The following is a 23293-nucleotide window of genomic DNA, read 5'->3' as shown; positions in this document are numbered from 1 at the left end:
TTGAACGGTTAAATATGCAGAAGCTTGTACTTCTGCATATTTTTTGCATTTTTTTATTGTAAGTTGATGTTAGATAAAAAGAGGAAGGGAGAGGTGATGAAAATTCTAAATTAATTACTAACTAAACAAAATACATAAAACAAATAGTGAGGAGAATTCAAATGAAAAGAAACAAATTGATAATGAGTATGTTTTTGATCATATCCATGATTATATTAGCAGCTTGCTCAAGCTCTAATGAAAAGAAAGATACAAGCTCACATGAAAATATGGATATGGAAGAAATGCATTCAGGTACAGGGGAATTGCCAGAAGGGTTAAAAGTAAAAGAAAATCCAACGTATAAAGTTGGAAGTCAAGCGATAATAAATGCAGACCATATGAAAGGTATGAATGGAGCTGAAGCTACTATTATTGGTGCTTATGATACTACTGTCTATGCTATTTCCTACACCCCTACAAATGGTGGGGAAAAGGTTACAAATCATAAATGGGTCATACAAGAGGAGATTGAAAATGCTGGTGATGAACCATTAAAACCAGGTACAGAAGTAACTATTAATGCAGATCATATGGATGGCATGGATGGAGCAAAAGCGGAAATAGACTCATCAGAAAAAACGACGGTGTATATGGTTGATTATAAACCTACTACCGGAGGGAAAGAAGTAACAAATCATCAATGGGTTACAGAAAGTGAATTATCAGCAAAATAATTGTTTAAAACAAGATAATCCTATTTAGAATAGTAGAATGAAAGAATAGGCTGCTTTTTTTGCAGCCTATTCATGTATGTAATCTTTCTTCATTTTTTCTTTTTCTTCATTTTTAAAAAAATAACTAATAATAAAAGTATAATAGTAATATAAATAATATTCCCCTCCAGAAAAGATGATTTTATCGATAAAAGTTTACTTATAGAATACGCTTCTATAAATAAAGAAGGAATCTTGCCTATTGTGCTGGCAATCGTATAAGGAACAATTCGAATTTTACTAGCTGCTGCAGTTAGTGTAACTACTCCTGAAGGAACAAAAGGGAGAATCCTTAAAGAAATAATTAGAAAGATAGCTTCAAATTGTGAGACATGCTGCAATTTCTTTAAAATATTCCACTTATTTTTATTAGAGGACCTTATCTTGTATATTCCTTTTCGATATAAAATAAAACTAATGAAAGCCCCTAATGACTCTCCGATTATGGATATAATCAATCCTTCTTCAAAAGAAAAAAAACGTATATTTACACCAGTAAGAAAAGCACTAGGCAGGAAACCGAATATGGCAATTAATATATTTAGAATAATGCTGATAATGCCTACTAAAATGGGGTTGGACGGTAAATGAATAAGGGTATAGTCTGTCAATTACTGTCCTTTCCTGTCCATTTGTACCCAACTCCCCAAACAGTCAATAAGTATTCTTCAGCGGGAAATCCAGACTTTCGGAGTTTGTCGCGTAAATTTCTAATATGGGAATCAATTGTTCTATCTTCAGTCGTTACTCCATATCCCCAAATGGAGTTTATTAAATGGTCTCTTGTGAAAACTTTATTTTGGTTTTGAAGAAAAAGATTCATCATTGCAAATTCTTTTGGGGTCATCGCAATTTCTTTCTCTTGATAGTGTAATTCGAAAGATTCCTGATCTAATGAAAGTCCTTCAAAAAAAATTTTTTCAAAACTTTTCTTTTTCCTTCTTAACATGGCTTCAATTCTTGCTACAAGTTCTTCTCCATCAAAAGGCTTCGAAATATAATCATCTGCACCAATGTTTAAGCCTTTTACTATATCTTGTTTTTCCGTTCTTGCAGTAAGCATAATAATTGGGGTATCCCAATATTTTTTCATTTCTTTACACGCTTCCCAACCATCCATTTCTGGCATCATTAGATCCAGTAATATAAGATCAACAGGATTGGATTCTAAATAAATGATGGCATCAATGGCGGAGCTCATTTTTATGCAATGATATTCCTCTGGCGATAAGTAAAGGGAAATCAAGTCTAACATTTGTGGTTCATCGTCCACTATTAGGATGTTTTTCATTATTTTTCAGCTCCATTAGTATGAAAAGTTAAGGTAAAGGTTGTACCGTTATTTAGTTTGCTATGAACATTAATAGATCCGCCTTGAGCATAAACTAATTCTTGCACAATGGCTAATCCTAGACCCGTCCCACCTAAAGATCTTTTCCGAGACTTTTCCACTCGGTAAAATCGATTAAAAATGTTAGGAAGATCTTTTTCAGGTATTCCTTTCCCGTTATCTTTAATGATGATATCAGTGGTTTTCTTCCTTGGAGTGACTGTAATCAATGTTTCACTGCCGATCGATGAATACTTGATAGAGTTATCCAATAAATTAATTATAATTTGTTCAAGTCTCGATGGATCTGCATATAAATAAGTCCTTTCAGGGCAATGGACTACAAGACTCATATTTTTCTCTTTGAAGGCAGGAGAAAGCTTAAGTTCCATTTTCTTCAGCAAATCATTAAGTAAAACCTTTTGTTTTTGAATAACAAAGGTATTTTTATCAATTTTTGCTAAAGCAAATAAATCTTCAATTAAGGAAGAAAGGCGGTTTGCTTCTTCTACTATAATCTGCAAATACTTCTCTTGGTCTTTGCTAGTAAGATTTCTAGTCATTACAATATCTGAATAACCCTTTATGTAAGTCAAAGGCGTCCTTAATTCATGGGAAATACTGGCTAAAAAATCATTCCGTTCTTTTTTTAAATAATTTAAGTCCTGTGCTAATAATTTGATGGATTTAGCCAACTCTCCTAATTCATCATTTCCTGTTTTGGGAAGAGTAACGGAAAACTTCCCTTTACTGATTTGATAGGTGGCTTCTTTCATTTTCACGAGTGGTTTCGTAAGGGCTTTTGTTAAGATGATGATTACGATAAATGTAAGCAATAGCGCAATTAAACCAGCAAGTGAAAAATGTTGATTTAATCTTTCTATTAAAGATTGGATAGACGCAGTTTTTTGGAACATATAAACATAGCCAATTGTTTCATTGGTTGTTCCAATCGGACTTATGGTAATAATATAAGGTTTCTTTTTCCAGTCTTTTTCTACTATTTGACCGTCCGCATTTATTCTTGAATGCGGCTTTTTTAAATAGGATTGAATTTGATTATTTTTGAAAGAGGATCCTAATATGGTGCCAAAATTATCCGTAATAACGACGTCTGTAATGGCTTCAGATTCCATTAATGCAACATGGCTAATAGTATTCACGTCAAAATGTTTTGCCAGAATATCACGGTGGGAATTGCCTCTTGCCTGCAAGGAAGATAATTCTTCTTCAATTCTCGAGTTGACTAAAGCATTATGCAGAAAGAAGAACATAAACGTTTCAAGTCCAAAAATAATTAAAAAGAATACGATGCCTAATTTAAAGGAAAGTTTTTTCAATTTTTATCACCTTAATTGGAAGTTATAAAAGAATACAAGTAGAATACTTCAATAATTTGAAGATTTTATGCAGAAATGCACTATTAATAAAAAAGTAATATATAAGATTTATAACATAAAGACTTCTTTCAGGAATGATAGATTCTTTATCCTAACTATATCATATTAAATAATGCCTTTAGTCTATATTCAAAGCATATTTAGCTATTAGACTTTTAAAAAAAGAATCGTTATAAAACAAAAATATTACATAGAAACATAACTGTAAAATTTTTAACTGAAAATTCGACAAAAAATGATGTTATAATTTTTTTTGTTGTCATACATAAAGCGTTAGGTTTTACCAATGGCATTTAGATACAACTTTTTATCATGCTAAAGAAAAAGTAGATAGGAAATATAGAAAGATAGCTGAGAGAGGAAAAGAGAATGAAAAAACAATTGGATAAGCCATCTTCTGTGATATCAATTGGAATTGCAGCCTTTTTCCTTTTATTTATGAATGATTCCATTGCATTTGCAGCTTCCGACGATATAAATGGGGCGGAAATAGAGTCAGAGATAAATAGTGCGAAGCAGGAGCTGTATCAATTAAAGAGTGAAGAAGATAAGATAAATTTAGAAGTAAAGCGCCTGGATATGTTAATCAGTGATATAAATCAAAAAATAAGAGAGAAAAATGAAGAAATTCTTCATACAAAGCTGAAAATAGAAGAAATAAATACAGAAATTACAGACTTGCAGGATCGTCTGAAAAAACGGGAAGAATTGTTAAAAGAACGTGTCCGTTCCTACCAGCAGACAGGGAGCATAGGAATACTTGATGTATTAATGGGGGCTCAAACGTTTCGTGATTTTATCGATAGAGTAGGAGCTGTTAGTACGATAGTAAATGCAGATGGAAATTTGATCCGTGAGCATATAGAAGATAAGGAGCTTCTAGAAAGCAAACAGATAAGCGTAAAAGCAAAGCTGGAAAACCTGCAGAAAAATGTAGAAGATATGAATGCAATGAAGAAAGAGCTGGATGTACAAAAAAAGGAAAAGGATGCTGTCATGGCTTCTTTAAAAGCTGACGAAGAAACGATGGAAAAGGAAAAATTAAACCTGGAAGAAGAACAATCTGTACTTGCAGCACAAGAGGCTGCCATTGGAAAAGCAATAGGACAAGGTGCTGATCAGAATAATATCAATAACATCTTAGGAAAATGGACAAAACCAGCTCAAGGTCAATTAACATCAAAACTAGGAGAGAGATGGAATAAATTCCATGCTGGAATAGATATTGCAAACCCATCGGATGTTCCTATTGTAGCTGCAGCAAATGGTGTGGTCAGTCGGTCTTATTATTCAACAAGTTATGGGAATGTTATTTTTATCACTCATTCTATTAAGGGACAAATTTTTACAACAGTATATGCACATATGGATAGTAGAACTGTTCAAGAGGGAGCAAGCGTTTCTGGTGGACAGCAAATAGGGATCATGGGAAATACTGGCCAATCGTTTGGACAACATCTGCATTTTGAAATGCATAAAGGCGAATGGAATGCAGCCAAATCAAATGCAGTAAATCCATTGGATTATATTTCTATGTAATATTTCTATTTCATACAAACTATATAGGCCTATCATTATGCTGAGAAAATTAAAAGAACCAGTTTGTTTTACATGCAGCAAACGGGTTCTTTATTTTATCCCACTCTTAACGGGCAGTAAGACCCCCACCTCCAGATTCCGAGAAATCGAGGAAGCTAGGTGTTGAAACTCGCCCATAAAGGTCCGATAAGAGGTACACAAACTAAGGTCGCCACGTCCTGTGGCAACGTTTGTGTGATCCACATCCTGTGGACCGCAACTAACCATCAGTGAGGGATGAACAAAACTCCCACTGATGAAAGGTTCACTTTATTATACAGTTATTTCTTTTTATCAACATGAATATATATTTTTAGTTTATCCTCTGTAATTCCTATGATTAGAGGTGTTTTAGGCGTTATTGATAATATTCTTCTTATTTCCATCGGAATGGAGATGCGCCCGCCGCTAATATAGCATTGATTTAACGTTTTATTATCATGGGAAGTTTGGATAATAATAGATTTATTTAAGATATATACATAAAGAAGATCTCCATTTTTAATTTTTAATTCTCTTTGCAGTTGTTTAGGGATGGATATCTGCCCGTTTTTATAAATTTTTCTTCTTATCAAATGTATCAACACTTTCTATAATCTTTATCGCACACTTAACGGGCAGTAAATCCCCCACCTCGGGGATGCTGAGAAATCGAGGAAGCTAGGTGTTGAAACTCGCCCGTAAAGATCCGATAAGAGGTACACAAACTAAGGTCGCCACTTCCTGTGGCAACGTTTGTGTGATCCACATCCTGTGGACCGCAACTAACCATCAGTGGGGGATGAACAAAACCCCCACTGATGGAAGGTTCACTTTATATAAGTCCACTTAACAATAATGCTCCTTAACAAATTTTCATACATTATATAAAAGATTCGTGAAGAAATTATGCAGATTTACATGCTATGGCAAGAATGTTATTTTTAATAGTTGACTCCAATTTTTAAGAATTTATTTTTTAAAAACCAATTTATCCCACACTTAACGGGCAGTAAAACCCCCACTGATGGAAGTTCACTTTATATGGAAAGTCCAGCCACTGTGACTTAAAGCATACTACCTGTAGAATCTATAAGGATAGAATTCCATAAACTTAAGAAGAAATATACATTAATAAAGGTAAAATTTGCAGAAAAGATCGCCTTTTATCTGTGAATATAACAATATAATAAAATTTGGATCAAAACGAAGGTGCAGGATTCCTTCGTTTTTTTGTTTTAAATATTGCTACAAATTCTCATTTTTTTCTGCATAATTCTCTTTTAGACTCAACACATAATGCTGCAGAACAATAGAATGCATCATTATCATTCAGAAAGGAAGGGATTTTACATGTTTATAAATTGGTTAAGAAGCAGTCCGACAGCTTCAGGCATTTTAGTTGTTTTTCGATTATACCTTGGGTATTCGTTTCTTACAGCAGGATTTCATAAACTGAAAGGTGGCTTTGATGCTTCAGGATTTATAAAAGCTGCCATTGCAAATCCGGTAAAAGGACCTGAAGGAGATGTTCTTTACGGATGGTATGTATCATTTTTGAAAGGTTTCGCATTGCCGAATGTTGATGTTTTTAACATAATTGTCCCACTAGGAGAATTGTTAGTTGGTTTGGGCTTAATTCTTGGCTGTTTGACTATTGCAGCAGCATTCTTCGGATTAATAATGAATTTTTCCTTCGTTTTAGCTGGTACAGTTTCTTCCAATCCGCAAGACATTTTTCTTGGAGGCATGATTTTAATCTCTGGTTTTAATGCGGGTAAATATGGGCTAGATCGATGGGGTATTCCTTTCCTCCGCAAAACGGTTTTAAAACAAAAAGAGAATACAAACTTGCAAAAATCAGGTTAAGAAATATCCAAATCCCCTTTGGGGAGCCTTGCTGCTTCTATAGCAGCTCCTATAAGGGGATTATTTTGTCCAATTGCTGAGAAAACTCGATTTATCAGCAGCATTCCAATTATTATTCTCAGCAGCAAGGCAAACTCCATTTTTTTAATCTGATAAGATTCCTAGAAAAAAAGGATATTCATACATACTCGATATCTTTTCATGTGATGAACTGGCTGATTTTTGTTTAATGAACATTCTTCAAAAATAAATCCTTACCTACATACATAATGGATGAACAATCAAAGGAGGAATGAATACTCCATTTTGTCCTATAGAATGCAAAGATTCTGCCAACTTACATACTAAATTCTTCTTATAAATCTTATAAACAGTGAATTCTTTGGAGGTGGAAAAGAGTGAAGAAGTTAATTTTTCCTTTATTTGTTTTAGCATTTATTTTTTCTTTTGATTTAACAGCTAAAGCAGATGAAGGGCACTCGGATGAACAAAATATGGAACAAATGATTGATACATTCAAGGGTGAAAACCACACTGTCCAACATGAAGATAATGATAATCATGGTGACGAGCAGCATGGAAGCATTGAGGATGCTGATGGATATGATAGCAAAAATAGCAGCCATGAAGAAGAAGGCGACAGTAATACGGAAGATGCACATTCTTCAGGTATTGTGGAAGATGGTCATAAAGAGGAAGGCAGCAATCATCATGGACCAGTAGTGGAAGCTCCGCCAAATTATAAAGTGTTAGGAGCATATGGCGCTGTAAATCTATCTTTTATTTTGATAGGCATATGGAATAAATGGTTCCGCAGGAAGGGGATATAGAAATGTCCATGCCAGAGAATAAAATAAAAACAGAAAAAGACTCTTTTGATCTACTATCAATAGCAATCGTTAAAAAGTTTGTAAAAAGTAGCTGGTATCCAGGCATTTTTCAATGGATTGTTATCTTTGTATTTTCCATCATTGTTTTTGAATTAGTAGTGGGTACGGTAAATCCAAGTAAAAACTTGGGTACAACCATGACTTGGGTATTATGGTGGCCGATTATTCCCATCCTCTTTACCATAGCCGGCCGCTTCTGGTGTGCGGTGTGTCCATTCGGCAAATTAAGTGATATTATTCGGAAAACAATCGGTGCGAATCGACCGATGCCAAAGTTTTTAAAAAAGTATGGAATCTGGCTGATTGATTTGTTTTTTATTGCGATTACATACAGCGATCACGTCTGGGGAATTGTTGAATCTCCTCGGGGATCTGGCTACTTATTACTATTATTAGTCACAATGGTTGTTGCGACTTCCGTTTTCTATGAAAGAAGAACATTTTGTAAGACACTATGTTTCCTAGGCGGTCTAGCTGGAAACTATTCACGATCTGGAGCCGTTCAAATAAAAGCTACACCTGAAATATGTAAAACCTGTAAAGTGCAATCCTGCTATAGGGGAACTGAAAAAGTAGAAGGATGTCCAATGTTTCAGTTTCCACGGACAATGGAGTCCAGTGCTGAATGCAATATTTGCGGAAACTGTGTAAAAAACTGTCCAAATAATTCAGTGAAAATTACGACAAGAATTCCAACAAAAGAGTTGTGGGGGCTGAAAAATCCGAAGATTGAACATGCATCTCTTGCAGCAGTTATTATGGGAATTGTATTCGTACAAAATATCACTATGCTTGAACCATGGCAGGATATATTAAATGCGATTGGAATGGTTACAGGGACCTCCAGCTATAATGTTAATTTTACTGTCGCTTTTATTATTGCCATGGCTATTCCTATTTTTTTATTAATAGGTACCGCCAAGCTAGCATCTTTCTTTGGCATGAAAGGTACTGTGAAAAAGAACTTTACCCGTTTTGGTTATGCGATTATCCCGCTGGATCTTGCTGCACACCTAGGGCATAACCTTTTCCATATCTTCACAGAAGGCAAAGCTATTTGGTATAATTCGATTGGATTATTTGGAATAGAATCCAATCCCGCAAGTTTAAGTCTCGCTTCTATTTCAACAGTTCAAATGATTCAGTATTTGATCATCACAATTGGATGGATTGGGACAACATTCGTAGTATACAAGATGAGCAATACGGCATCATTTAAAGCAATACTGCCATATTATGTGCTGATGTTCTTATTAGCAGTCGTTAATATTTACTTTTTCTCACTTCCAATGAGTCATAGAGTTTAGCAAAGAAAGAGGACTGAAAAATGAAGAAAGCATCTATTATTGCTAGTTTGTTGTCACTAACTATTATCGTTTCAGGATGTAGTGTATCAAAGGAAAGCACTGCAGAGAAAAAAGAAATTAAAAAAGGATTTAAAGTTAAGCACTTGCATGGTGTTTCCTATGCAAAAGACGAGAAAATATACCTTGCTACTCATGAAGGAATGCTTGCGACTGACAGTGATGGCGGAAAATGGATCTTAAAGGGAAACAGTGATTTTGACTTTATGGGATTCAGCGTCATGAGTGATGGAACAATGATGACGAGTGGACATCCTGGAAATGATTCGAATTTACCGAACCCACTAGGTGTTATGGTTAGTATGGATAATGGCGAAGAATGGAAATCTAAGTCATTGCTTGGAAAAGTAGATTTTCATATTTTGACTTCCAATTTCAACAATCCCAAAATAGTATACGGAATAAATCAAATGGACAGTGGAAATTATAAGGCTGGTATTTATAAAAGTGGTGATGGAGGAAAAGAGTGGAAAATGATTGATTCGGCTGGACTTCCACAGGATTTGCATCAAATATATTCGCTAATATCTTTGCCAGATGATGAAAATGCCTTGATTGCCGGAACGGATATGGGTGTGTTTCGTTCAACAGATGGCGGGAAAACATGGAGTACTGCAGATCAAAAAAGACTGATCACCGCTATTAATGTTCTTCCTGATACAAAAGAATTAATCAGTTATTCGGTTACAAATAACGAAGCAGGTATTATGATTAGCAAAGATCAAGGGAATACATGGGAAGGCATAGGAAATGATCTTAGACAAGATGCAGTTGCTTATTTTGGAATGAATCCAAAAAACTCAAATGATATCGTCATTTCAACTTTCGAAAATACGGTAATGACTTCAAAAGATAGAGGGGAAACTTGGAAGAAAATAATGGACAAAGGTGTTATTCAATGAGAATTTAAATAAAGACGAAAAAAGACACCGTAAAATTAAACTAGCATGAAGTGTAGTTGGGCAGTGTCTTCTTTTAGCTTGCAGTTTTGATTAGAAAAACAATGAAAATAAAGTTCTATGTTTATTCAAACATTCTCGATAAAAACTTCATTTTTTACTTGTAGGATAAAGAAAAAAAGGAGTGATATGAATGGAATGGTTATCCTATTTGCTATTTTTAATTTGTCCTCTCATGATGATCTTGTGCATGAAAGGGATGAATGGTCATAAGCATAATGCTTCACACGCTTCGAAAGAAATAGATGTAAAAATGACTAAACTAGAGCAAGAGAACGAACAACTTCGAAAAGAAATCAACGCACTTTCCATACTAGTAAAAAAAGAATCGTAAATGTTAAATGCCGCTGCCTAAAAAGGCAGCGGTATTTTTTGTGGAAAGTAACTATGAATACATTTATACAATTCATGTTTTAATTTGAATGCGTCCTTTCCTTTTGGATGCACTTTAACTATGCATTGTGAAAGAATAATAAAATCGTATATTTACTTCCAGCCTCGAAAGGAATAACATGAAGAGGAGAGTAGTTAATTAGAAGCATGTATTTGGGCAGGGAGGAAAAGCAGATGGGGTATCAATACGCAAAAAGAATGGAAAAAGTAAAACCTTCAGCAATTCGAGAATTATTAAAATTAGGGGCAGATCCAGATGTTATTTCATTTGGAGGAGGCTATCCGGATCCGACTATGTTTCCAATTGATAAATTACGAAAAGTCTTTGATAGTGTTCTTCTGGAGGAAGGTCAGCAGGCGCTGCAATATACTACTTCTGAAGGGCATCTAGGACTTCGCCAAAAGCTGGTGAAACGAATGGAGAAAATCGGAGTATCATGCGAATTGGAGAATCTGTTTATTATTAATGGCGGCCAGCAAGGGTTGGATCTTGTTGCGAAAATGTTTATTGATAGAGGAGATGTCATTATTACAGAAGATCCTACCTTTTTAGGAGCACTGGTTGCTTTTAATCCATATGAACCAGAATATGCAGGAGTATCGATGGATGAAAAGGGAATGAATATGGATCATCTTGAACAAGTATTAAAAGCAAATCCTGCTGCAAAAATTATTTATACAGTTCCAGATTTTCAAAATCCGACTGGTGTTACGATGAGTCTAGAACGCAGAAAACGTCTAGTTGAATTGGCAAATGAATACAATGTGATTATTATTGAAGACAGTCCATACCGGGAAATACGATTCGAAGGGGAAGATTTGCCTTCTATTAAAAGCTTTGATACAGAAGGAAGAGTCATACATTTAGGAAGCTTCTCCAAAATTCTTTGTCCAGGCATGCGTCTTGGTTGGGTTGTAGCAGAAAAAGAGCTGGCGGAAAAACTTTGCTTATTAAAAATGGCAGCAGATACACAAAGCTCCACATTAAATATGCATGCAGTTAATCGTTTTATGGAGCTTTATGATTTGGACGAGCATATTCAACAATTAAAAAAGATGTATAAACATAAAAAGGACATTATGTTCAAAACAATGGAAAATAAATTTCCGAAGAGTGTGCAATATACTAATCCACAGGGTGGGTTATTTACATGGCTGACTTTGCCAAAACATATCGATACGGCTGCGCTTATGAAAGAGTCTGTGTTGCCAGAAGCAAAAGTTGCCTATGTACCTGGCAGCAGCTTCTTTCCAATACAAGAAGAACATAATCATTGCCGCATTAATTATTCGTATATGTCGAAAGAAAAAATTATCGACGGAATAACAAAGCTGGGGAAAATTTTGAATAAATATTGTTAGAAGTGGTTTTATGTGTGAATGTACAGGCAACTTTTTAGGTTGATTAACCATCATAGCTTGCAAAATTTAGTATTAGAAAAAATATTTAACATCCTTCTTCTTATAAAAGAAAAGGATGTTTTTTTGTTCTGAAAGTTGCCATTAATTATTTTTTTAAAGCTAAAAAAATCAACCCTTTTAGAGAAAAGAAAAAGTCTCCTCTCAAAATAAAGTTTATCCCACTCTTAACGGGCAGTAAAACCCCCACAGATGGAAGTTTACTTTATAAAAAAGTGGGTTAGAAAATGTGACAAATTTCGAGACTATTTTCAAAAAATTTTGTATTATTCAAAAATACAGTATCCTGTATACATTTTTTTGTGGAGGAGGAAACAAATAATAGAACAGAACTCCCATGCAGAGACGTTATCGGATAAAACGTATAACCAAATAAAAAAAGTGATTATTGAAAGAGAGCTTTTAGCAGGTGATCTATTAAGAGAGGAAGAAGCTGCATCCATGGATGGTATAAGAAGAACTCCACTTTGAAAGGGAATACCAAGATTTATCACATGTTGAAAATGGAAAAATTACAAAAATTGCAGTTATTACGCTTCATGAAAATAACAACTTTCTAAAATTACACAATGTTTATTGAAATGAGGTCCATTATTTAATTAGGGGGAGTTACATTGAAAAGACAATATAAAAAATTATTGAGCTTAGCTGGGGTTGGAGTATTAAGTTTAGGTTTGCTGGCAGGTTGTGCCCCTCCGAAGGGTACTAGTGATAGTGCAGGAAATGACGCCAAAAAAGATAATAAGGAAGAAATTAAGGTTGGACTAGTAACACAGCTATCTGGTGGCGGAGCACTTTATGGAGAACAAATGAAAAATGGAGCACAGCTCGCTGTCGATGAAATTAATGAAGCTGGTGGAGTATCAGGAAAGAAACTAAAGCTTGTTGTTCAAGACGATCAAGCGAATCCGAGTGAATCAGTTAAAGTTACACAAAGATTAGTGACGGAACAAAATATCGATGCTTGGATGGGAACATTAAAAAGCTCGGATACTCTTACGGATTTAACGATTACATCTAAACAAGATATTCCAAGTTTTGTACCGATTGCAGTTGCGGATGCGATTACGCAATCGGGCTATAAGAACGTATTCCGCAACGTTTCTAATAATAGCTTACAAGTAAAAGCATTAGTCGATTATATTTTAAAGAATCAACCCCATAAAAAAATTGCTATTATTGCTGAAAATACAGATTATGGCCGTGGATTGACAGAGGCGTTTACGAAGGATTTTAAAGCTGGCGGTGGAAAAGTTATTAACAATGAATTTTACAATGTAGGACAAAAAGAATTTAATGATCAGCTGACAAAAATCAAGTCAAATAAACCTGATGCCATCGTTATTTCTGGGTTGGTTGCTGAAGGGTCCCTTATTGTTAAGCAAGCAAAAGATCTAGGAATGGATACACAATTTTATAGCTACGGTGGATTTATGGGAACAGCTCCAATTGATTTGGCTGGAAAAGCTGCAGATGGATTAATTCATACTGAATATTTTACACCAGTTAAAGGGGATAAAAAGATTGAAAGTTTCGTTAATAATTACGAAAAGAAATATAACAAAGTGCCAGACAGCTATTATTCAGCAGCCACTTATGATGCCATATACCTTTATGCAGAAGGTGTAAAAAATGCAGGTTCTGTTGAAGGCGCAAAAGTAAATGAAGCAATTAGAGGCATAAAGAATTTCCAAGGAGTAATGGGCAATATTTCATTCGATTCAGAAGGACAAGCCAATACAAAAGTATGGATTGGTCAAATTCAGGATGGAAAACAAGTAGTCATCCATCGTCCTGAGTGATTTTTGTTAGTAGGTAGGAAGACAGGGCATTTAAAATGCCTTGCTTCCTATAATAATTAACAATATTATGTACAGGAAAAGATAATTAAAAGGTGAAGTGGAGTGATGTACTTTGACAGAATTTGTACAAACCATTGTAAATGGTTTAACACTTGGAACGCTTTATTCCCTCGTTGCTTTAGGTTTGACGCTGATATATGGTGTTATGCACTTATCTAATTTCGCACAAGGTGAATTTGCTATGATTGGTGGATTTGCAGCCTATTATTTGGTGAATCAGGGATTCTCATATGCTGCTGCTGTTATTCTTGCATTCGGTATTGCTGGATTAATTGGTCTATTAGTTCATTTGCTTGCTTATCATCCCTTAAGAAACAGCAATCACATTAATATGATGTTAAGTTCTTTAGGTGTGTCGTTATTTCTTATTAATCTCGCACAATATTTCTTTTCTCCAAATCCAAAAGTGGTGGAAAGCCCTCTTTCTGGTCATAGTTTCCAAATGCTCGGTATTTTTGTTTCTCATCAACGTATATTAATTGTTATTGTAAGCATTTTGTTGTGCGGGCTCACGTATGCATTGTTAGAATATTCAAGATTTGGACGCTCTGTTCGAGCCATTTCTCTTGATCCTGATACTGCTACTTTATATGGCATTGCTACAAAAAAAATCTCCTTTTTAACTTTTATGTTAGGCGTTGCCTTAACAGGAACGGCTGGTGCATTACTTACCCCAGTATATAATGTGTATCCTACAATTGGAATATCGCTTACACTAAAAGCATTTGTAGTCGTAGTATTAGGTGGAATGGGGAATGTAAAAGGTGCGATTGCAGGTGGTATTATTGTAGGTCTTATTGAAAGTTTAACTGGTGGTTATATATCTACCGCTTTCCAAGATGCTATCGTATTCGGCGTTCTTTTCTTAGTGCTTGTATTTAAACCACAAGGCATACTTACGAAAGTACAGGGGGAAAAGGTATGAGATCAAAACAAGCCATATTTTTATCTATAGTTTTTCTTGGAATTGTTTGTGTTGTTGCAAGTCTTTATATTCAAAATCTATATTTTTTGCGTGTATCTACATTAGCTGTTATTACTGCGATACTTGCAGTCAGCGTAAACCTACTTGTCGGTTATACTGGGCAGATTTCTTTAGGACATGCTGGATTTTATGGTATAGGTGCTTATTCTTTTGCTCTTTTGACTACTCATCTAAACTGGCCAATATGGCTTAGCTTTTTAACAGCTTTTATCCTTTCTGGTTTAATGGGGCTTGTACTTGGATTGCCGACGACTAAACTAAAAGGGCATTTTTTGGGAATTGCCACACTAGGGTTTGGAATTATTGTAAATGTAGTGCTCAATAACTGGATTTCAATTACTGGAGGGCCAGTAGGGATTCGAAATATTCCTATTCCTTCGGTGTTTGGCATATCCCTTCAATATGAAAATTACTTTTTATCATTTACTGTTGCTTGCTTACTCATTATTATTCTTTTAGTTTACTTTGTTATTAGTTCTGCTATTGGAAGAGCTTGGAGATGTATTAAGCGAGACGAGATTTCCGCAGAAGTTAGTGGAATTAATGTATATGGATATAAACTGTTAGCTTTTTCATTAAGCGGAGGAATTGCAGGAATAGCTGGATCTTTATATGCATCTTTTATGACTTTTGTCAGCCCAGAAGCATTTGATTCCAACCAATCCATTACCATCATTACAACCGTTATTCTTGGTGGGGCAGGAACGTTGGTTGGACCGTTGCTCGGGACAGGCATCATAACGGTACTAAACGAATCGCTGCGGGATTTTCAAGAATTGAGACTTATTATTTATGGTTTGCTGTTAGTCGTATTTATTGTTTTTATGCCACAGGGAATTTACTTGTTTATAAAGGAACGTGCAAAAAGCTTATGGATGCCTAAAAAACAAAAAAATTTGATTCCAAGAGGACAGAAACAAACGAAGGAGGTAGATCAATGAGTGAAGTTTTAATTCAAGCAGAAGGCATTTCCGTACAGTTTGGTGGATTGCTGGCGGTAAAAGAAGTGGATGTACAGGTGAAATCTGGAGAAATTTTAGGAGTAATTGGACCGAATGGAGCAGGGAAATCAACTTTTTTAAATGTTCTAACTGGATTACAGCGCCCATCACAAGGATACTTGCGAGTAAAGGAGCAGAATATAACAGATTTAAAAGCATGGAAAATGGCCAAATTAGGTGTGGCAAGAAGCTTTCAAACAATCAGGCTGTTGGAGGATTTAAATGTTTTAGATAATCTGTTGATTGGTGGACATTTATATGCAAAAAAGAATTTTTTTGATGTACTAGGCAGAACGAGTTCTTGGAGAAGAACAGAACAGCAGTTAAGAGAAAAAGCGATAAATACCTTATCATGGCTTGGATTAGAAGACAAAGTAAATGAACTTGTGAGAAAACTTTCCTTGGAGGAAAGGAGACGTGTGGAAATAGCTAGGGCATTAATGACTCGCCCAAGTGTTTTATTGCTTGATGAGCCATGCGCTGGTTTTAATCCAAATGAATCTATGAAATTAAGTGAAGTAATTCTTTCTATTCGTGATCGTGGAATTACCGTTGTCTTAGTAGAGCATAACGTTAAAATGGTTATGTCACTTGCAGATCGGATTGTCGTTTTAGACCATGGGGAAAAATTAATGGAGGGTACGCCTGATGAAGTATCCAAAAATGAAGCCGTAATAAAAGCTTATTTAGGGAGTGAAGTCCATGCTTGAAATTAATGCACTAAAAAGTGGCTACGGAGATATTACTGTATTGCAAGGTGTTAATCTGAGTATAAACGAAGGGGAAATTGTTGGTCTTTTAGGGACTAATGGTGCAGGCAAAACAACATTACTTAAAACCATTTCTGGACTGATAAAAGCAAAAGAAGGGACAGTTACCTATCTAGGAGAAAACTTGTTGAAAATCCATCCTTCTAAACTTCTAAGTATGGGGATTGCGCATGTTCCACAAGGGCGCCATATTTTCTCCAAAATGACAGTTTCAGAGAATCTTCAAATTGGTTTAGATGGTGTGAAAAAACGTGTGGAAGCGAAAGAGCGATTAGAATACGTGGTGAACTTGTTTCCAAGACTTGAGGAACGGATGAATCAGTTTGGAGGGACATTAAGTGGTGGAGAACAGCAAATGTTGGCTGTTGCACGCGCACTAGTAACGAAACCCAAGTTATTGATATTGGATGAGCCATCAATGGGATTAGCACCTATTGTTACACAAAAGATGTTTGAATCAATCAAGCAAATTGCGAAAGATGGAACAACTATTTTTCTTGTGGAACAAAATGCCGTTGCGGCTTTAAATATTATCAATCGGTTATATATTATGGAAAGAGGAGAAATTGTTTATCAATCACAGCAAATAGATGAGAAGGAATTGGACAATGTAAAAGAGGTTTACCTTGGAATATCATCTTAATAGTTGAAAATTGGAGATAAGATGGAAACTAGTTTGTTTGTTTCTGTCTTTTTGTTTTGGTTATGCTCATGGTTTTAAATAAGTTTACAGAGAAACAGCGAAATTAATATGATTAGAGTAAGGGATTGATGTATATAGGAAAATATTGTATGCAAAAAACATGTGAGGTTTTCTTACAAATTAATTTACAAAAGAATAGAATTCTAGTTAAATAATTGTATACAGAATACAGTATTCAGTGTTCGTGAATTAGCATCTATTATTTTATATGATATGTATGCTTTGGATTAAATATTTAATAGAAAATAAGTATGGGTGATCATGCATTATATAGATCGTCGTGTAAAACCGAAAGTCATGTATCTGTTACTGCATTTAATAAAGACTTTATGTTAAAGCAAATAAAACATGTTCAAGACCTGATAAAGAAATAATGTATGGTCTGCTCACAGATCGTTGGGTAAGTAAATATGAGGAATTTTTTGAATATTCATTTATTTATCCCACTCTTAACGGGCAGTAAAACCCCCACTGATGGAAAGGTTCACTTTATCAGCTCTGCTCATTAAGGTTTAAAATCAGCACATTATTTCATCAAATCTAAAATACGAGGAGGGAATTATGGAGCTTAGGTATGATAATAAAGTATTTGATATCAAACCCAAAAATTTGATTGTTATGGGATTTACCCCTAGAGATGGGAAGGTAATAAGGGAACTATTTGAAGCATTAAGAAAAATAGGCGGTTCTATTCCTGCTAAAACACCAATGACTTATCCTTTGTCACCAGAACTTCTGACAACTAGTGATGAAATATCTGTTGTAGGAAATGATACTAACGGTGAAGTAGAATACTTAATTATTCCTATTAATGGTGATATTTATATAGGAGTGGGCAGCGATCATGCTGATAAGCATGTAGAGTCATACGATATTCAAAAATCGAAACAATTGTGCGCCAAGCATATGTGTAAAGAGGTTTGGAAATGGAGTGAAGTCAAAGATCATTGGGATAAAGTAGTTTTGGAATCCCGATACTTTGTTGATGGGGTAGACGAGCTTTACCAAAAAAATATTGCAGAAGTCATGCTTCGCCCCGAGAAAATCATTCAATCTGTGGAAGACTTTTATAATAAAAAAATAGCAGATTTGGACTGTGTTATTTTTTCAGGCAGCGTACCAACTCTTGATGGGTTCAGGTATGGAGAACATTTTAGATACTCTTTATTTGATCCAGTGAAAAACAGAAAAATCGGTTCAGAGTATTCGATAATAAAATTATAAAAATGTCATGTTATGGAGCAATTAAATTCTAAGCCCTCGAGGACTTTATGGGGCTGACTTAAAAATAGGCTCTGTTAAATTTCAGTGTTGATTTATAATGGTCAGGAAATTCACTCGCTTTCCGCGGACGAACTGGCAAGTCTCCTCGGTCGTACCTCCCTGTGGGGTCTTTCCAGCCCGTTTTTCCGCAGGAGTCTCGCAAATTTCCTTCCAAAATTAACATTATCGTTTACCAGAGCCTAAAAATAATATACAAGGAAGTGGAGATCATCGAAGAGATTACAAATATTGTCAAAAAGAAATGGTACGACAGAATTCCAAGTACTGTAGTATTTTTGTTTTGTACACTAATCATAGGGGCAGTTTTAACCTATCTTATTCCAGCTGGAGAGTTTGTAAGAGTTGTAGATAAAGAAACGGGAGTTACTAAAATTGATCCTAACTCCTTTCATTATGTAGATTCTTCTCCAACTGGAATTCTTGATGTTTTTAAAAGTATCTACACTGGCCTAGTAGAAGGCAGCGGAATTATTTTCTTGGTATTTCTCGGATATTTCTGGGTATATACGATGATTAAAACGGGGGCATTTAATGCTGTAATTGGAAAGATTATTAATAACAGCCAGCTCCGTCGTTTGTATATTCCGATATTCATTATCCTTTTCGTTTTAGCAGGTTCTACTTATGGAGAATTGACTGCTACATATGGCCTTTTGCCTCTCTTCATCGGATTGGCAATAATGATGAGGCATGATGCAATAATAGGGGTCTGTATATGCGGGATGGCATGTGCTATTGGATCAGCTGTGGCAACATCAAATCCTTATACAACGGCATTAGCACAAAACATTGCACAATTGCCAATGTATTCAGGACAAGGATTAAAATGGCTATCAATGCTAGCTTTCCTAATACCAACTATTTGGTATACGTTAAGATATGCTAACAAAATTAAAAAAGATCCTTCCAAGAGTATTGTCAGTGATTTAGACTTTAGCAGCTACAAGTTTGATGAGGATAAAATCAATGATTTGCAAAATTCTAAAATGACACTCACACAAAAAATAGTCTTAGCCATCTTTTTGCTATCTATAGTGGCAATCGTAGTAGGGTCGGTTCTCTTTAAGTTCGGTCTGCCAGAGGTTGCGATGGTATATACAATAGGTGCATTATTGATGTCATTCGCAGCCAGATATTCCGCAGATCAAATAGCAAAAAACTTTTGTCAAGCTTGTTCTGAGATTATGATGGTCGTCATTTTAATCGGATTAGCCAGAAGTGTCTTAATCATTCTAACGAATGCAGATGTCATTGACACGATTGTTTACGGATTATATCAGCCTATTAAGGATTTGCCACCGTGGGCAAGTGCTCAAGGCATGCTTATTATGCAGACCTTATTAAACTTTGTTATTCCATCTGGTACGGGCCAAGCAGTTACTGTTATGCCTATAATGGTTCCATTAGCAGACTTATCAGGTATTACAAGACAAACGGCCGTTATGGCATTTACTTACGGAGAGGGTTTCTCCAATCTTTTATATCCAACAGCGCACATTGGTATTATGCTGGGAATTGCTAAAATTCCTTTTGGAAGATGGTTTAAATTTTTCATGCCGTTGTTTGGAATTTTACTCGTCATTCAGATGATATTTGTATTAATTGCCGTATTAACCAACTATGGACCATTCTAACAATAGATCGGTGGCAGCCTTCGCCTGAAATAACTGGATGGTACGCAGATGTAACCGGGTGGGACACAACATTTTTTAATAAATATCATACCAGCATTAATAGCTATTTTTATTCTGGTTCTTTATCAAGCCTGGTCGTCCATTAATGAAGCAGGACACATAATAAATATAGTTTAATAGAGAAAGCAAACATAAGTATACATTCTTATTGTTTGCTTTTTTTATTACAAATCACATATTTTGTAAAATAAGAATATTTTTTCTTTAAGATGCATAATATTATTTAGTTTTCGTAAATGTATCTTTTTTTTAAAAATATGTAAGATTTTCTGACAAGTTAGTTTACAAAATTTAAAATTGTTAGATAATAAAAATGCAAACTGTATCCTGTATACAGAAAACAGTTAAATTAAGATAAAATTCTTTCAGTAAAAAATGATAGGAAGCAAATAGAAAAATTCGAATGAAAAGGTGGAATAATGAATGCTATATATTAATGGAGAATGGAAAGAAGCAGAAAGTAAAGAAAGCTTTGATGTATTAAATCCTGCTTCTGGAGAAGTGATAGATCGTGTTGCGAAAGGTGGAAAAAAAGAAGCACAGTTAGCTATTGATGCAGCGCAGGAAGCTTTTTTATCTTGGTCCAAATTAACGGCGAAGGACAGATATGCGTATTTAAAAAAAGCTGCAGATATTTTAAGAGGAAGAGTGGACAGCCTAGCGAAATTAATAACAAAAGAAATGGGAAAACCAGTGTCTGAAGCAAAAGGGGAAATCGGACTCGCAATTGATTATTTAGACTGGTATGCAGAAGAAGGAAAACGCATATATGGTGATACTATTCCAGCTTCGTCTCCATCCAAACGTTTAATAGTAATACGTCAACCAGTAGGTGTTGTAGGTGCGATTACTCCTTGGAATTTCCCAGTAGCGATGATTACTAGAAAGTTGGCACCTGCCCTTGCAGCTGGATGTACTGTTGTTTTAAAACCTTCAGAGGAAAGTCCATTATCTGCTATAGAAGTAGTAAAAGCGTTGCATGAAGCAGGCATTCCAAATGGAGTGGTTAATTTGGTTCACGGGCAGCCGAAGGAAATTGGAGGTGTGATGATGAGCAGTCCAATAGTGAAGAAAATCACCTTTACCGGATCTACTGCAGTTGGGAAAGAGCTTGTTCGAAAATCCGCAGATACAATGAAAAAAGTATCGATGGAGTTAGGTGGACATGCGCCATTTATTATTTTTGAAGATGCAGATATTGATAAAGCAGTAGACGGAGCAATTGCAAGTAAATTCCGAAATGCTGGACAAACATGTGTTTGCACAAATAGAATATATGTCCAAAAGTCTATATCTTTGGAATTTGCTAATAGGTTAAAAGCCAAAATGGAGCAATTAATTGTAGGAAATGGATTAGAAGAAGGTGTGAACATCGGTCCTTTAATCAATGAACGAGCTATTGAAAAAACAGAAAATCATGTATTGGATGCTGTATCTAAAGGAGCTAAGGTCATTTATGGAGGTTCCAAACCTGAGGGAGAAGCATTTAGTAATGGACACTTCTTTAATCCAACTGTCCTTTTACACGCTACGAATGACATGAAAATAGCTTATGAAGAAACTTTTGGACCAGTAGCGCCAATTTTTGTCTTTGAAACTGAAGAAGAAGTAATTGAAAAAGCAAATGATACCGTTTATGGTTTAGCATCTTATATTTTCACTCAAAATGGAGCAAGAATGTTCCGTGTATCAGAAGCACTTGACTATGGAATTGTAGGAGTGAATGATGCAATGCCAACAGTAGCACAGGCACCTTTTGGCGGAGTGAAGGAATCTGGAATTGGTCGTGAAGGCGGTAAATATGGAATAGAAGACTATTTAGAGACCAAATTTGTCTCTTTCGATTTTGCGTAAATTAAGGATAAAGTAAACTTCCATCAGTGGGGGTTTTCCACTGATGGTTAGTTGCACTTATCGGACCTTTACGGGCAGTTATCCTCCGCCTATCTTCCTCGATTTCTCGGAATCTTGAGGCGGGGAGGGGGGCTTACTGCCCGTTAAGAGTGGGATAAAAAGATAATCTTGATTTGAATTGTTGTCAGAATCAATGCTCAGCCTTTAAGAAAAAAAGGATAGGTTGTAAATGAAAAATAGTAATAGGCAGCTTCCAAAATCTAGATGGTCATACCGATTTGAGATCTGAAAAGTGTATTTAGAACAAAAGAACATGAGCTTTAATGGCAAAGAAGCTAGAAACAAGTAAAAATAAAGAAAAGATATAATGGCAGGAAATTGGAGAATAAAAGTAACTTTATTATTCAAAATAAAAACGGATTTAGTAAACATGTAAGGGAATATAACAAATTTATTGAATTGTTATACAATTTATGTATACTTATCACATAACAGACGAGAATTCTGGATACAGAATACAAAAAACAGAAAGAGGTTATGTTTGGTGATAAATAAAATTGTACAATCAGAAACGTTAGCAGATCGTGCTTATAAAGAAATAAAAAAAGCAATTATACGTGGAGATTTTCTGCCGGGTGATTCATTACCTGAAGAAGAAATTGCTTCTATGCTTGGAATCAGCAGAACACCAATTCGAAAAGCAATTGCAGAACTGACGTATGATGGGTTGGTTACATCTGAGAATGGAAAAAAGGCACGTATTTCCTTTATTTCTGAAAATGATTTTCAAAACTACATTAAATTAAGAAAAGTTCTAGAAGTATTTTCAGCAGAAGAAGCCGCCCCTCTTGTAACGGATGAAATGATTATTCATTTAGAGACGCTGATGTTAAATCAGGAAAAAGCAATAGAGGAGAAAGATCTTTATGCTTACATTGATTTAGATTCTCAATTCCATGTTGGTATAGCTGAAATTTCTAATAATAGAAAGCTGCAGGATTTTATCGAGCAAATTCATAACCAATTAACAAGATATCTCGTGCTCTCTGGTACTCTTGCTGAAAGTGCAAAAGAAGCACATGAAGAGCATTTAAAGATAATTGAAGCATTAAAAGAACGGAATGCAACGAAAGCTGGAGAAGCTATCCGCTATCATATAGACAATGTAGAACGGCGTTCATAGTTTTAAGTTTTAACATCATAA

The 23293-nt window shown here is 35.2% G+C and carries 22 protein-coding genes; 18 read left to right on the top strand and 4 right to left on the bottom strand.

Annotated features, from left to right (window positions below; genetic code table 11):
- Positions 1-161: 161 nt before the first annotated feature.
- Positions 162-716 (top strand): YdhK family protein, encoded by a 555-nt coding sequence (locus tag ACTYBU_RS18660; RefSeq protein ID WP_445492048.1) that lies wholly within the window; start codon positions 162-164, stop codon positions 714-716.
- Between the two features lie 89 nt (positions 717-805).
- Here ACTYBU_RS18660 and ACTYBU_RS18655 read toward each other — a convergent pair whose 3' ends face one another.
- The 3 genes from ACTYBU_RS18655 to ACTYBU_RS18645 are packed head-to-tail and all read right to left on the bottom strand — an operon-like array spanning position 806 to position 3425.
- Positions 806-1366: a TVP38/TMEM64 family protein gene (locus ACTYBU_RS18655; protein ID WP_445492046.1), complete on the bottom strand. Its 561-nt coding sequence runs from the start codon at positions 1364-1366 to the stop codon at positions 806-808.
- A complete protein-coding gene (locus ACTYBU_RS18650; protein WP_445492044.1) occupies positions 1363-2046 on the bottom strand; it encodes a response regulator transcription factor in 684 nt (227 codons plus the stop codon). Before ACTYBU_RS18650 ends, ACTYBU_RS18655 begins: the two co-directional genes overlap by 4 nt.
- Positions 2046-3425: a HAMP domain-containing sensor histidine kinase gene (locus ACTYBU_RS18645; RefSeq protein WP_445492042.1), complete on the bottom strand. Its 1380-nt coding sequence runs from the start codon at positions 3423-3425 to the stop codon at positions 2046-2048. Before ACTYBU_RS18645 ends, ACTYBU_RS18650 begins: the two co-directional genes overlap by 1 nt.
- A 429-nt stretch (positions 3426-3854) precedes the next feature.
- On the opposite strand from ACTYBU_RS18645, the gene ACTYBU_RS18640 reads away from it, so the two are divergent.
- A complete protein-coding gene (locus ACTYBU_RS18640) occupies positions 3855-5024 on the top strand; it encodes a murein hydrolase activator EnvC family protein (protein WP_445492041.1) in 1170 nt (389 codons plus the stop codon).
- A gap of 320 nt (positions 5025-5344) precedes the next feature.
- On the opposite strand, the gene ACTYBU_RS18635 is transcribed toward ACTYBU_RS18640, so the two are convergent.
- Positions 5345-5638 carry an AbrB/MazE/SpoVT family DNA-binding domain-containing protein gene (locus tag ACTYBU_RS18635; RefSeq protein WP_445492039.1) on the bottom strand — a complete coding sequence of 98 codons (294 nt, stop codon included), beginning with the start codon at positions 5636-5638 and terminating at the stop codon, positions 5345-5347.
- 757 nt (positions 5639-6395) lie between these two features.
- Between ACTYBU_RS18635 and ACTYBU_RS18630 the strand changes: the two genes are divergently transcribed.
- From ACTYBU_RS18630 to ACTYBU_RS18555, 16 genes are all read left to right on the top strand, one after another.
- Entirely contained in the window at positions 6396-6911 is a 516-nt protein-coding gene (locus tag ACTYBU_RS18630) for a DoxX family membrane protein (RefSeq protein WP_445492038.1), read from the top strand.
- A 398-nt stretch (positions 6912-7309) separates the two neighbouring features.
- Positions 7310-7741 (top strand): hypothetical protein, encoded by a 432-nt coding sequence (locus ACTYBU_RS18625; RefSeq protein WP_445492036.1) that lies wholly within the window; start codon positions 7310-7312, stop codon positions 7739-7741.
- 2 nt (positions 7742-7743) lie between these two features.
- A complete protein-coding gene (locus ACTYBU_RS18620; protein WP_445492034.1) occupies positions 7744-9108 on the top strand; it encodes a 4Fe-4S binding protein in 1365 nt (454 codons plus the stop codon).
- A 20-nt stretch (positions 9109-9128) separates the two neighbouring features.
- Positions 9129-10067, top strand: coding sequence for a F510_1955 family glycosylhydrolase (locus ACTYBU_RS18615; protein WP_445492032.1), 939 nt, complete (start codon positions 9129-9131; stop codon positions 10065-10067).
- Between the two features lie 190 nt (positions 10068-10257).
- Positions 10258-10458, top strand: a complete 201-nt coding sequence (locus ACTYBU_RS18610; RefSeq protein ID WP_445492030.1) for a DUF2933 domain-containing protein — start codon at positions 10258-10260, stop codon at positions 10456-10458.
- A gap of 233 nt (positions 10459-10691) precedes the next feature.
- Positions 10692-11879 (top strand): aminotransferase-like domain-containing protein, encoded by a 1188-nt coding sequence (locus tag ACTYBU_RS18605; protein ID WP_445492028.1) that lies wholly within the window; start codon positions 10692-10694, stop codon positions 11877-11879.
- 357 nt (positions 11880-12236) lie between these two features.
- Positions 12237-12407 (top strand): hypothetical protein, encoded by a 171-nt coding sequence (locus tag ACTYBU_RS18600; RefSeq protein ID WP_445492027.1) that lies wholly within the window; start codon positions 12237-12239, stop codon positions 12405-12407.
- Positions 12408-12550: 143 nt separating this feature from the next.
- Complete coding sequence (locus ACTYBU_RS18595; RefSeq protein WP_445492025.1) at positions 12551-13738, top strand: ABC transporter substrate-binding protein; 1188 nt, start codon at positions 12551-12553, stop codon at positions 13736-13738.
- Positions 13739-13850: 112 nt separating this feature from the next.
- On the top strand, positions 13851-14723 hold the full coding sequence (locus tag ACTYBU_RS18590; RefSeq protein WP_445492023.1) for a branched-chain amino acid ABC transporter permease: 873 nt from the start codon (positions 13851-13853) through the stop codon (positions 14721-14723).
- Positions 14720-15724 (top strand): branched-chain amino acid ABC transporter permease, encoded by a 1005-nt coding sequence (locus ACTYBU_RS18585; protein WP_445492021.1) that lies wholly within the window; start codon positions 14720-14722, stop codon positions 15722-15724. Before ACTYBU_RS18590 ends, ACTYBU_RS18585 begins: the two co-directional genes overlap by 4 nt.
- Positions 15721-16494, top strand: a complete 774-nt coding sequence (locus ACTYBU_RS18580; RefSeq protein WP_445492019.1) for an ABC transporter ATP-binding protein — start codon at positions 15721-15723, stop codon at positions 16492-16494. Before ACTYBU_RS18585 ends, ACTYBU_RS18580 begins: the two co-directional genes overlap by 4 nt.
- Positions 16487-17197: an ABC transporter ATP-binding protein gene (locus ACTYBU_RS18575; protein ID WP_445492017.1), complete on the top strand. Its 711-nt coding sequence runs from the start codon at positions 16487-16489 to the stop codon at positions 17195-17197. The genes ACTYBU_RS18580 and ACTYBU_RS18575 overlap by 8 nt, the downstream gene beginning before the upstream one ends.
- Before the next feature lie 621 nt (positions 17198-17818).
- Positions 17819-18481 (top strand): DUF2848 family protein, encoded by a 663-nt coding sequence (locus tag ACTYBU_RS18570; protein WP_445492016.1) that lies wholly within the window; start codon positions 17819-17821, stop codon positions 18479-18481.
- Between the two features lie 260 nt (positions 18482-18741).
- Positions 18742-20175, top strand: coding sequence for a YfcC family protein (locus ACTYBU_RS18565; RefSeq protein ID WP_445492015.1), 1434 nt, complete (start codon positions 18742-18744; stop codon positions 20173-20175).
- 483 nt (positions 20176-20658) lie between these two features.
- Positions 20659-22089: an NAD-dependent succinate-semialdehyde dehydrogenase gene (locus tag ACTYBU_RS18560; protein ID WP_445492013.1), complete on the top strand. Its 1431-nt coding sequence runs from the start codon at positions 20659-20661 to the stop codon at positions 22087-22089.
- Between the two features lie 544 nt (positions 22090-22633).
- A complete protein-coding gene (locus tag ACTYBU_RS18555; RefSeq protein WP_445492062.1) occupies positions 22634-23272 on the top strand; it encodes a GntR family transcriptional regulator in 639 nt (212 codons plus the stop codon).
- Positions 23273-23293: the final 21 nt, after the last annotated feature.

It is taken from the genome of Niallia sp. 03133 (genome assembly GCF_052663225.1).
This window is presented reverse-complemented; position numbering and strand designations above follow the sequence as displayed.

Excerpts from the sequence above, each read along its gene's own strand:
- ACTYBU_RS18660 (WP_445492048.1), top strand. The coding sequence starts at position 162 with ATGAAAAGAAACAAATTGATAATGAGTATGTTTTTGATCATATCCATG.
- ACTYBU_RS18650 (WP_445492044.1), bottom strand. The coding sequence starts at position 2,046 with ATGAAAAACATCCTAATAGTGGACGATGAACCACAAATGTTAGACTTG.
- ACTYBU_RS18640 (WP_445492041.1), top strand. The coding sequence starts at position 3,855 with ATGAAAAAACAATTGGATAAGCCATCTTCTGTGATATCAATTGGAATT.
- ACTYBU_RS18630 (WP_445492038.1), top strand. The coding sequence starts at position 6,396 with ATGTTTATAAATTGGTTAAGAAGCAGTCCGACAGCTTCAGGCATTTTA.
- ACTYBU_RS18620 (WP_445492034.1), top strand. The coding sequence starts at position 7,744 with ATGTCCATGCCAGAGAATAAAATAAAAACAGAAAAAGACTCTTTTGAT.
- ACTYBU_RS18615 (WP_445492032.1), top strand. The coding sequence starts at position 9,129 with ATGAAGAAAGCATCTATTATTGCTAGTTTGTTGTCACTAACTATTATC.
- ACTYBU_RS18610 (WP_445492030.1), top strand. The coding sequence starts at position 10,258 with ATGGAATGGTTATCCTATTTGCTATTTTTAATTTGTCCTCTCATGATG.
- ACTYBU_RS18605 (WP_445492028.1), top strand. The coding sequence starts at position 10,692 with ATGGGGTATCAATACGCAAAAAGAATGGAAAAAGTAAAACCTTCAGCA.
- ACTYBU_RS18585 (WP_445492021.1), top strand. The coding sequence starts at position 14,720 with ATGAGATCAAAACAAGCCATATTTTTATCTATAGTTTTTCTTGGAATT.
- ACTYBU_RS18580 (WP_445492019.1), top strand. The coding sequence starts at position 15,721 with ATGAGTGAAGTTTTAATTCAAGCAGAAGGCATTTCCGTACAGTTTGGT.
- ACTYBU_RS18575 (WP_445492017.1), top strand. The coding sequence starts at position 16,487 with ATGCTTGAAATTAATGCACTAAAAAGTGGCTACGGAGATATTACTGTA.
- ACTYBU_RS18570 (WP_445492016.1), top strand. The coding sequence starts at position 17,819 with ATGGAGCTTAGGTATGATAATAAAGTATTTGATATCAAACCCAAAAAT.
- ACTYBU_RS18560 (WP_445492013.1), top strand. The coding sequence starts at position 20,659 with ATGCTATATATTAATGGAGAATGGAAAGAAGCAGAAAGTAAAGAAAGC.